The organism is Melaminivora alkalimesophila, from assembly GCF_000282995.1.
Taxonomy (GTDB): domain Bacteria; phylum Pseudomonadota; class Gammaproteobacteria; order Burkholderiales; family Burkholderiaceae_C; genus Melaminivora; species Melaminivora alkalimesophila.
This window is the reverse complement of the sequence record NZ_ALEE01000378.1, coordinates 1-9,265: the sequence shown is the minus strand read 5'-3', so window position 1 is coordinate 9,265 and position 9,265 is coordinate 1. Positions and strand designations below refer to the sequence as shown.

Sequence of the window (9,265 nt, the reverse complement as noted above, 5' to 3'; positions counted from 1 at the left end):
GCAGCGAGCCGCTGGTGCAGATCGTCACCGACGGCTCCTACCCCAATACCGCCAACTACGTCGAGAACTACGCCCGCGGCGTGGTCCAGTCCTGGCGTGCCGGACTGGACGTCGGAGCACCAGCGCAGGCCGTCATGCTGGAACCGCGCTACTGGTTCAACCCCGAGCTGGAAAGCCGCCGCGCACTGATTCCCGGTGCCATCGCCATCGTCATGACCATCATCGGCACCATGCTGACTGCACTGGTGGTGGCGCGTGAATGGGAGCGCGGCACCATGGAGGCGGTGCTGTCCACGCCGGCCTCGGTGGCCGAAATCCTGATCGGCAAGCTGCTGCCGTACTTCGTGCTCGGCATGCTGTCCACGCTGGGTGCGGCGGCGCTGGCGGTGTTCGTGTTCGGGGTCCCGATGCGGGGCTCGCTGGCGGCGCTGCTGCTGCTGTCGGCGGTGTTCATGGTGCCGGCGCTGGGTCAGGGTCTGCTGATTTCCTCCTTGGCACGCAACCAGTTCCTGGCCGCGCAGATTGCGCTGTTCTCGGGCTTCCTGCCGGCCTTCATGTTGTCGGGCTTTCTGTACGAGATCGACGCCATGCCGGCACCGATCCGCGCCATCACCCGGCTGGTTCCGGCGCGTTACTTCGTCGATTCGCTGAAGACGGTGTTCCTGGTCGGCGACATCTGGGCCGTGTTCCTGCCCAACCTGGCGGCCATGGCGGCGATCGGGGGGCTGTTCTTCGTGATCGCCAAGCGCGCCACGCGCAAGAACCTGGAGTGACGCGATGTTGACTTCCGCATTCTCGTTCACCCGCCTGCGCGCCCAGTTCATCAAGGAAGTACTCAGCGTCCTGCGCGACCCGCGCAGCCGCATGGTGGTGTTCGTGCCGCCGATCCTGCAGTTGCTGGTGTCTGCCTTTGCCGCGACGCTGGAAGTGCGCAACGTCGATATCGCCGTCTACGATCAGGATGCGGGGCGGTGGTCGCACGAGTTGGTACAGCGCCTGGACAGCGCCAGCTTCATCACCCACGTCCGGCATGTCGACAGCCAGCAGCAGCTGCACGAGCTGATCGACCGTGGCGAGGTGATCGCCGCGCTCGCTATTCCCGTCGATTTCTCGCGCTCCATCGCCGCCGGCGAAAGTGGCCGCGTGCAGGTACTGGTCGATGGCCGGCGCAGCAACTCCGGGCAGATCACCGTGGCCTATCTGTCCACCATCGCCGCCGATGTCGGCGCCGAGGTCGTGCCCGACGCCCAGGCACCAACGCCCGTGGTCGTGCGCCACTGGTTCAACCCGAATCTGGTCTACCGCTGGTTCATCGTGCCCGGCCTGACGGGCATCCTGGCGCTGTTCAGCGCGCTGCTCATCACCTCGCTGTCGATTGCGCGCGAACGTGAACTCGGAACCTTCGACCAGTTGCTGGTGTCGCCCACCTCGACGCCAGAGATCATCATTTCCAAATCACTGCCGGCACTCGCAATTGGCACTGCGCTGGGCCTGTTCATGATCAGCGCGGGCGTCTTCCTGTTCGGCATCCCGTTTACGGGCTCGTTTGCGCTCCTGCTCGCCAGTCTGGTGCTGTTCATCCTGTCGGTGGTCGGCATCGGTCTGATGATTTCCGCGGTCAGCATGACGCAGCAGCAGGCCATCCTGGGGGCGTTCGCCGTCGGCGTGCCGGCGGTGCTGATGTCCGGCTTTGCGACGCCTGTGGAAAACATGCCTGTCGTCCTGCAATGGCTGGCTCAGGCCATTCCACTGACCCATTTCCTCATCATCGTCGAAGGCAGCTTTCTCAAGGCCATGCCGCCCGGTGACATTCTTGCCAATCTCTGGCCACTCGCGGTGATCGCCCTCGCCACGCTGACAATGGCCACCGTATTCGTCCGAGGACGCCTGCAATGAAATCCAAGCCCCGCACTCCCTTTCTTCGCGCAACCGTCACCGGCCTGACCCCTGGGCGCGCGCGTCCGCTCGCGCTGGCCCTGTCCTGCGTGCTGCTGACTGCCTGCGCAAGCGTGGGCCCCGACTACCGCGAGCCGCCGCCGGTCGACGTCGGCAGCGGCTGGAGCTTGCCGTTGGCAAGCGAATCCCAGTCCGCAGACTTGAGCCAATGGTGGTCTGCACTGGACGATCCCATCCTCGATCGCCTGATGGCCACGGCGCTGGCACAGAACCTGGATCTGCGCCACGCTGCGGCACGCATCGATGAGGCACGCGCCCTGCGCGATCGTGTGGCCGGCGAGGCATTGCCCACCGCCGCCGCTGGCGCGAGCGTCAACCGGCGCCGTCAAAGCGAGAACGGACCCCTGCCCGTAGGTTCGATCCCCGGCCTTGACGCCACGCAGACCATCTACGACGCGGGCTTCGACGCGGCCTGGGAGGCCGACTTGTTCGGGGCCAAGCGGCGGGCGCTGGAAGGCGCCAGCGCCCGCCTGCAGGCGACCGAAGCCGAGGCGCAGGGCATACGCATGCGCATCGTGGCCGAGGTCGCGCGCACCTGGTTCACCGCCGTCGGCGCCCGCTACGAGTTGCACGCACAACAGGCCACACTGGATACGCTGCAGCAGACCTTGGAATTGGTGCGCCTGCGGCATGCGCTGGGCGACGCGTCGGCCGCCGACGTGGAGGCGGCGTACGCCCAATGGACAGCAGTCAACGCGCTCATCCCGGATATCCAGGCGCGTCAGCGCGCCGCGATACTCAGCCTGGGCGTGCTGCTGGGCGCGCCGCCGGAGCGGGAGCTGGCACTGCTGGATGGCCCCTTGACGCCGAGCACGCTGCGGGCGCTGCCGGTGGGCGAGCGCGCAGAGATGCTGCGCCGGCGCCCGGACGTGCTGGCTGCGGAACGTCACCTGGCAGCGAGTTCCGCCGACATCGGCGTGGCCACGGCCGAGTTGTTCCCCAAACTCTCCATCGGTGTCGGCGGCGGGTTCCAAGCGCTCAGTACGGGCGATTGGTTCGATGCATCCAGCTCGCGTTTTTCCATCCTGCCGCTGATTTCCTGGCGCCTGTTCGACGGTGGCCGTGTGCGAGCCGAAATTCGGGCACGCGAGGCGGCCGAGCGACAGGCCGCGCTGGCCTATGAGCAGGCCGTGCTGGCGGCGCTGGGCGATGCCGAGCGCGCGCTTGGCGACTACCACGGCGGGCTGGACACACTGGAGCGCCGCGGTATGGCACTGGATGCCGCGCGCACCAGCTACGGCCACGCCAAGGCGCGCTACGCGGCGGGCGACATTGCGCTGGTCGAACTGCTGGCTGCCCAGCGCAGTCTGCACGAGGCAGAAACCGCAGCCGCACGCGCGCATACCAACGCCGCCGTGCAACTGGTGGCGCTGTACAAGGCCCTTGGTGGTGGCTGGGACGTATCCACGACGGCATCGACCGCAACCCATCCGCTGCGGGGCGCTGCCGCCCCCGTCGCGTTTTCAAGCCGCTGATTCAACACAAGGAGACCGTCATGCAAATCAACGTTGGAAATCTCGACCGCATTGTGCGCATCGTCATCGGACTGATTATGCTCAGTCTCCCATTGTGGCTGGACTCATCCTGGCGTTGGCTGGGACTCATTGGAATCATGCCACTCCTCACCGGCCTGGCAGGCCGCTGTCCGGGCTACCGTCTGCTTGGCCTGAGCACTTGCCCGATACAAAAGAAAAAACCGGAGTGAGCATCCCATGAAACTGCATTTTCTGGGCGCTGCGCGCGAAGTCACCGGGTCGTGTTTCTTGGTGGAAGCGCTCAACGTACGCTTCCTGGTGGATTGCGGCATGGTTCAGGGCGGCCGCACGGCGGCGGCGCGCAACCATGAGCCATTCCCGTTCGACCCGGCGTCGATTGATTTCGTGCTCCTGACCCATGCCCATATCGACCATAGTGGGCTATTGCCCAAACTCACGCGCGCCGGGTTCAAGGGGGCCATCTACGCCACTCCCGCCACGGTTGATCTGCTGGGCGTGATGCTGCCCGACAGTGCCCACATCCAGGAGAGCGATGCAAAACGCAATGCGCAGCGACTCCGCGGAAAGGACGCACTGCCGCCGCTGTATACGCTGCAGGATGCCAGCGACTGCTTGCAGCAGGTGCGAGGCATCGAATACGACCGGGAGTTCGCGCCCCGCGTCGGGGTGCGCGCCCGTTTCCGCGATGCCGGGCACATTCTTGGGTCGGCCATCATCGAGGTCTGGGTCACCGAATATGGCTACCCGACAAAGCTCGTTTTCAGTGGCGACCTCGGCCAGCCGGGGCGCCCGATACTGCGCGACCCGACAACCATCGAGGACGCCGACATCCTCGTCATCGAGTCCACCTACGGCAACCGCCAGCACAAGGATTTCTCGGCGACCGAAGAGGAAATGATCGGCATCGTCGAAAAGACATTGTTCGAACGCGGCGGCAATGTCATCGTGCCGGCCTTCGCGGTCGGCCGAACCCAGGAAATCCTTTATCACCTGCACCGACTCACCTGCGAGGGGCGGCTGCGGCAACCGAAGGTATTCGTCGATTCGCCGATGGCCACGCAGGCCACGCGCATCACGCGCGAGCATCTCGAATTGTTCGACGAACAGGCGAAGCGGTTGGCCGGCTGGCACGCGCGCGGCGAGAACCTCCCATACCTGAGTTTCACAGCGAGCGCTGAGGAGTCCATGGCGCTGAACCGGATCCGCTCCGGAGCCATCATCATTTCTGCCAGCGGCATGTGCGATGCGGGACGCATCCGCACCACCTGCGGCACAACTTGCCACGCCGCGAATGCAGCATCTTGTTTCCCGGTTTCCAGGCGCAGGGGACGCTTGGCCGGCGCCTGATCGAGGGGGCCGAACGCGTGCGCATCTTCGGTGAGGACATTCCGGTACGTGCTGCGATCCACAGCGTGGATGGCCTCTCGGCGCATGCCGACCAAAAGGCGTTGCTGGATTGGGCTCGGGGTTTTATTCACCCCCCGGCGCAAACCTTCGTGGTGCATGGGGAACTGTCCGCCGCCCAGACCTTCGCCGAACTCTTGCAACAGCAACTCGGCTGGCAGGTCACGGTGCCTGAGTATGGTCATGCGCTGCGCTGGCCGGACTTTCTGGCGCACGAGTGATGAAGCCCGCCGAAGATCTCGATGAACGCCTGCGCGCCATCCGCGAGTCGCCAACGTACCGTCTTGCGTACGAAGACATCGAGCTGCTTGGCCAGGAAGAACCGCGGCCGCTGCGACTGCAGCTCGAACTGCTCAAGCCTGACCGCATCCTGCACGAGCAAGGCATTCGCTCGACGGTAGTAGTCTTCGGCAGCGCACGCGTGAGCGATGCCGAGACGGCAGAAGCCCGCCTTCGCGCGCTGGAGCGTCAGGCGCTCGTCACTCCGGAGAATGTCGGGCTGCGGCAAGAGCTTGCGCGAGCCAATCGCCGGGTCGAACAGGCACGTCACTACGAGCAAGCGAGGCGTTTCGCGGGCCTTATTTCGGCGCGTTTCCAGCAGCAAAACCGCCGTGATTTCGTCGTCGTCACCGGAGGTGGGCCCGGCATCATGGAGGCCGCCAACCGCGGTGCTTTCGAGGTTGGCGCACGTTCGATTGGCCTCAACATCACGCTGCCCCACGAACAGGCACCCAACCCCTACATGTGCCCGGATTTGGCGTTCCGATTCCACTATTTCGCGCTGCGCAAGATGCACTTCTTGTTGCGCGCCAAGGGCTTGGTGGCATTCCCGGGTGGCTATGGAACGCTCGATGAGCTGTTCGAGGTGCTCACCTTGATCCAGACCGGAAAGATGCAGCGTATTCCGGTAGTGCTGGTCGGCCGTGCATTCTGGCGTCGCGTAGTTGATTTCGACCTTCTGCTCGACGAAGGCTATGTCTCTCCATCCGATCTCGACTTGTTCACCTGCGTAGACGAAGCGGAGGAAATCGTCAGTGCCCTCGAACGCTTTTACGTCAACAGGGCGGCAGGCGATGGGGCAACATGATTGGCATCGACGGGTATCTCTGGAGCCTGCGCGGCACCAAGGTGCGGCAGCCGATGCAGTGCGCCGCCTTGTTGATTACGGGTGCATTGTTCAGCCCGATTGCTGCTTTCGGTTCCGAAGTCTCGCTCTCTGCAAATCCTTCCTCCTGCTCACCAGAGCAATCCCTGCGCTGGCGGGGCGGCACTCTGCGTCTGGAGAACGATTTGTTCACCGGCTCCGATCGCAACTACACCAACGGTGTCGCGCTAACAGCAGTCTCACGCGATCTGCAAGGCGGGCTCCGTCCGGAATGCCTGCCCCAGCCGATTGGCTTGTACGCCCGCTTCATCGGCTGGGCTGATCCAGGCTTCTGGCACGACGCCGGCGCCCACTCGTCGTCGCAAAACCTCGTCGTGCGCTTTGGCCAGTCCATGTACACGCCCGAGAACAAGACGCGCACCGACGTGATTCCAGATGACCGACCGTACGCTGGTTTGCTCTACCTGGGTTTGGCGTGGAATCGCCGCATCCACCCACAAGCCGCCAGCTACGAAATGCTTGACGTGCGTGAGCTGACGCTGGGCGTGATCGGCCCCTGGTCGCTGGCCGAGCAATCTCAGGATCTGGTGCATCGGGCACGCGGCATTGAGCGATTTCGCGGCTGGGACAACCAGTTGCGCAACGAGCCGGCGTTTCAGATGGCTATGGAGCGCAAGTTCAAGCCGTACACGGAGGGTGCGGTCCGCCCTGGATGGGGCAGCGACGTGATCGGCAGCTATGCCCTGCGGGTCGGAAACATCGAAACCGCCGCCAGTACCGGCGTGGAGTTTCGCGCGGGCTGGAACATACCGAACGACTTCGGCAGCTATCCGATCCGCCCTGGCGCAGAGAACCGCCCGCCCTCTGGTGTTGCCGATCTGCGCACGACAACGCCGCAGTCGGTCCTGGCGCCCAAACCTGGGGCACATGTCTTCCTGAATCTGGAGGGTAAAGCCGTCGCCTGGGACTTCTCACTCGACGGAAACATGTTCCGGCATAGCCATCACGTCAGCCGGCGGCCTTGGATCGCGCAAGCAGCTCTCGGCATCAGCAGCCAATGGATCGTTGCTGGACGTGGCGTACGGCTCGCCGTGATGCGCGTTTGGAGAACCCGCGAGTTCGACCAGCAGGCGGGCCATCACGCATTCGGATCGATCGCGCTGAGCTTGGAATTTTGAGGACACCTGCAACCATTCGTTAGACCCAAAGCATTCGTCACAACATCAATGGAGAAATTCGTGAACCAGCCCTTGAAACCCAGATCGTTCTTCACAGTCTCGCTGTCCGTGCTCTTGGCAACCTTCGCCACGGCACTCGGTGCGCAGTCCGCAGAGGCGGCAAAGCCAATGGCGCTTCGTACCATAATGGAAAGACTCGGGCGCGACATGCAAGTCGTCACGGGCGCGATCTCCAAAGAAGACTGGCCACTGGTCGCCGAGCTAGCACCACGAATCGCCAAGCATGCCGAGCCGCCCATGTCGGAAAAGATGCGCATCCTTGCCTGGCTTGGGGCAGGCGCTGGAAAGTTTCGGGGTCTTGATGGACAGGTGCATGACGCCGCGACCGCCATGGGCGAGGCCGCAAAGCGGAGTGACGGCCAAGCAGTCATCGCGGCTTTCTCCAAGACCCAGCAAAGCTGCCTAGCCTGCCACCAGAGTTACCGTCGCTCGTTCGTGGAAAAGTTCTATGGAAGTCGCTAGCAGGGGATGGCTACACCTGCTGACGGAAGACTAGCCCCTATCCAATCGATATACCTCGACGAGTTCCAGGTTCCCAAGAAGCCACCCGTTCAGCGATCACGGGTTCCTGCTTCACCCGCCGCAGCACTCGTTGGATCTGACGTGCATGACTCCCGCATGCATGTGGGTCACACGGCACCATCGGATAACGCAGCACCTCGTCCAGTGAGATACGTTTGTGCTTGAGCAGCGGATGCCATGCCGGCACCGCGACCATGAGGGGGTCGCTCCAAAGCACCTTAGCCACGATGCCGTCACCCACTTCACCAGACTGGGCCCTAGGTCATACAGATCGTCATGCAGCCCCTTGATTTGCTGCGACAGTGGCACCTCGAACAGGCGCAACTCGACTTCGGGCTCCTCCTGCCGGCATAGCGCCAGCAAGGTCGGCAAGCGCGACGGGGTGATGCCATCGGACAGCGCAATGCGTTGCTGACCGTGAAAGCCGTTGGCCGCTGCCCTCACGCTGTCGCGGGCTTGCTGCAAGGCAGTGAAGATGCGCGGCACATGTTCCAGGAATTGCTTGTCCGCCCGCGTCAGCCGCTTGCTGCGGCTGCTCCGGCCGCAGTGCTTCAGCAGCGCGGTTACAGGTGGCGATTTCGAAGTCGCCGCGACATGCACATCGACAGTTCATCCGGCGCGTTGCCCGCTGGCGCGAACTTCAGACCCCGCGCCGCCGCCCGTATCGACAGACCAAATCGCTCGTCGTCGGGGCTTGCGTAAGACGCCGCGAATGTCTCCCTCGGGTCGCTGCGGCCACAGAAGACTACGCGAGGCGCGCTGGTGCAAGTGCTCTAGCCATCCGCCATGACCGCCGCCCGCGTTCAAGCAGCGTTGCAATAACTCCGGACACCATTGCCCGCGTGCAGTGAGCCGACGACGGCAGACACATGCAAGACATGTCGGTCTCTTCCCCGCACCCATGCGCCTCCCTACGATCATAAGGACTGGTCACGTCACGAGGGACTGCGCATGAACTTACGTCATCTTCGCTGCTTCATCGCTGTAGCCGAGGAGCTGCACTTCGGCCGAGCCGCTCGGCGGCTGCACATAGAACAATCTCCTCTATCACGCACGATCCGCAAGCTGGAGACAACTCTAGGCGTGACGTTGCTCAGTCGCACGCCGCGGGGCGCAACCCTGACCTGGGCAGGGCGAGTCTTCCTCGACGACGCCCGCCGCGTCATGTTGAGCGTTGAGCAGGCAGTGGCCAGCGCGAAGGCTGCTGCCTCCGGTTTTCAGGGCATATTGCGCATCGCGCTGTCGAGAGACATAGGACGGGCGAGGCTATCAGCACTGCTTGCGCTGTGCCGCGAAGAGTCGCCGCAGGTAAACATCCGGCTCTCCGAAGTACCGCTGACCGAACTCGTGCAGGGGCTGAACGCGGATCTGTTCGACGCCGGCTTTGCAATGGTCAATGAAGTGGAGGACGGGATCATTGCTCAGCCGTTGTGGGCCGACCCCTTGGTAGTGATCCTGCCCGCACGGCACCCGCTTGTAGCCTTCAAGGAAGTGCCGTTGCAGGAAGTGGTGAGCTATTGACCTGCCCCCTTCAGGCGTGCCAA

General features: G+C 63.8%; 8 protein-coding genes and 3 pseudogenes. 10 read left to right on the top strand and 1 reads right to left on the bottom strand.

Annotation, left to right across the window (positions count from 1 at the left end):
- The 9 genes and pseudogenes from A612_RS07195 to A612_RS07165 form a co-directional block, all read left to right on the top strand.
- On the top strand, positions 1–773 hold a 773-nt coding region (locus A612_RS07195; RefSeq protein ID WP_019373835.1), incomplete at its 5' end, for an ABC transporter permease.
- 4 nt (positions 774–777) lie between these two features.
- Positions 778–1,896: an ABC transporter permease gene (locus tag A612_RS07190; protein WP_019373834.1), complete on the top strand. Its 1,119-nt coding sequence runs from the start codon at positions 778–780 to the stop codon at positions 1,894–1,896.
- A complete protein-coding gene (locus A612_RS07185; protein WP_019373833.1) occupies positions 1,893–3,431 on the top strand; it encodes an efflux transporter outer membrane subunit in 1,539 nt (512 codons plus the stop codon). The genes A612_RS07190 and A612_RS07185 overlap by 4 nt, the downstream gene beginning before the upstream one ends.
- 20 nt (positions 3,432–3,451) lie before the next feature.
- Positions 3,452–3,661 (top strand): YgaP family membrane protein, encoded by a 210-nt coding sequence (locus A612_RS16500; RefSeq protein WP_075807026.1) that lies wholly within the window; start codon positions 3,452–3,454, stop codon positions 3,659–3,661.
- 7 nt (positions 3,662–3,668) lie between these two features.
- Positions 3,669–4,738: pseudogene (locus A612_RS07180) on the top strand (MBL fold metallo-hydrolase); the annotation flags it as partial.
- A 15-nt stretch (positions 4,739–4,753) separates the two neighbouring features.
- A complete protein-coding gene (locus A612_RS18140; RefSeq protein WP_409371950.1) occupies positions 4,754–5,077 on the top strand; it encodes an MBL fold metallo-hydrolase RNA specificity domain-containing protein in 324 nt (107 codons plus the stop codon).
- On the top strand, positions 5,077–5,943 hold the full coding sequence (locus A612_RS07175; RefSeq protein ID WP_019373832.1) for an LOG family protein: 867 nt from the start codon (positions 5,077–5,079) through the stop codon (positions 5,941–5,943). Before A612_RS18140 ends, A612_RS07175 begins: the two co-directional genes overlap by 1 nt.
- Positions 5,940–7,139, top strand: coding sequence for a lipid A deacylase LpxR family protein (locus A612_RS07170; RefSeq protein WP_019373831.1), 1,200 nt, complete (start codon positions 5,940–5,942; stop codon positions 7,137–7,139). Before A612_RS07175 ends, A612_RS07170 begins: the two co-directional genes overlap by 4 nt.
- A gap of 48 nt (positions 7,140–7,187) precedes the next feature.
- Positions 7,188–7,661, top strand: a complete 474-nt coding sequence (locus tag A612_RS07165) for a cytochrome c (protein WP_019373830.1) — start codon at positions 7,188–7,190, stop codon at positions 7,659–7,661.
- Positions 7,662–7,737: 76 nt separating this feature from the next.
- Here the strand turns inward: A612_RS07165 and A612_RS16495 are convergent.
- Positions 7,738–8,261: pseudogene (locus tag A612_RS16495) on the bottom strand (LysR family substrate-binding domain-containing protein); the annotation flags it as partial.
- Positions 8,262–8,672: 411 nt separating this feature from the next.
- On the opposite strand from A612_RS16495, the pseudogene A612_RS07160 reads away from it, so the two are divergent.
- Positions 8,673–9,239 (top strand): annotated as a pseudogene (locus A612_RS07160) (LysR family transcriptional regulator); the annotation flags it as partial.
- Positions 9,240–9,265: the final 26 nt, after the last annotated feature.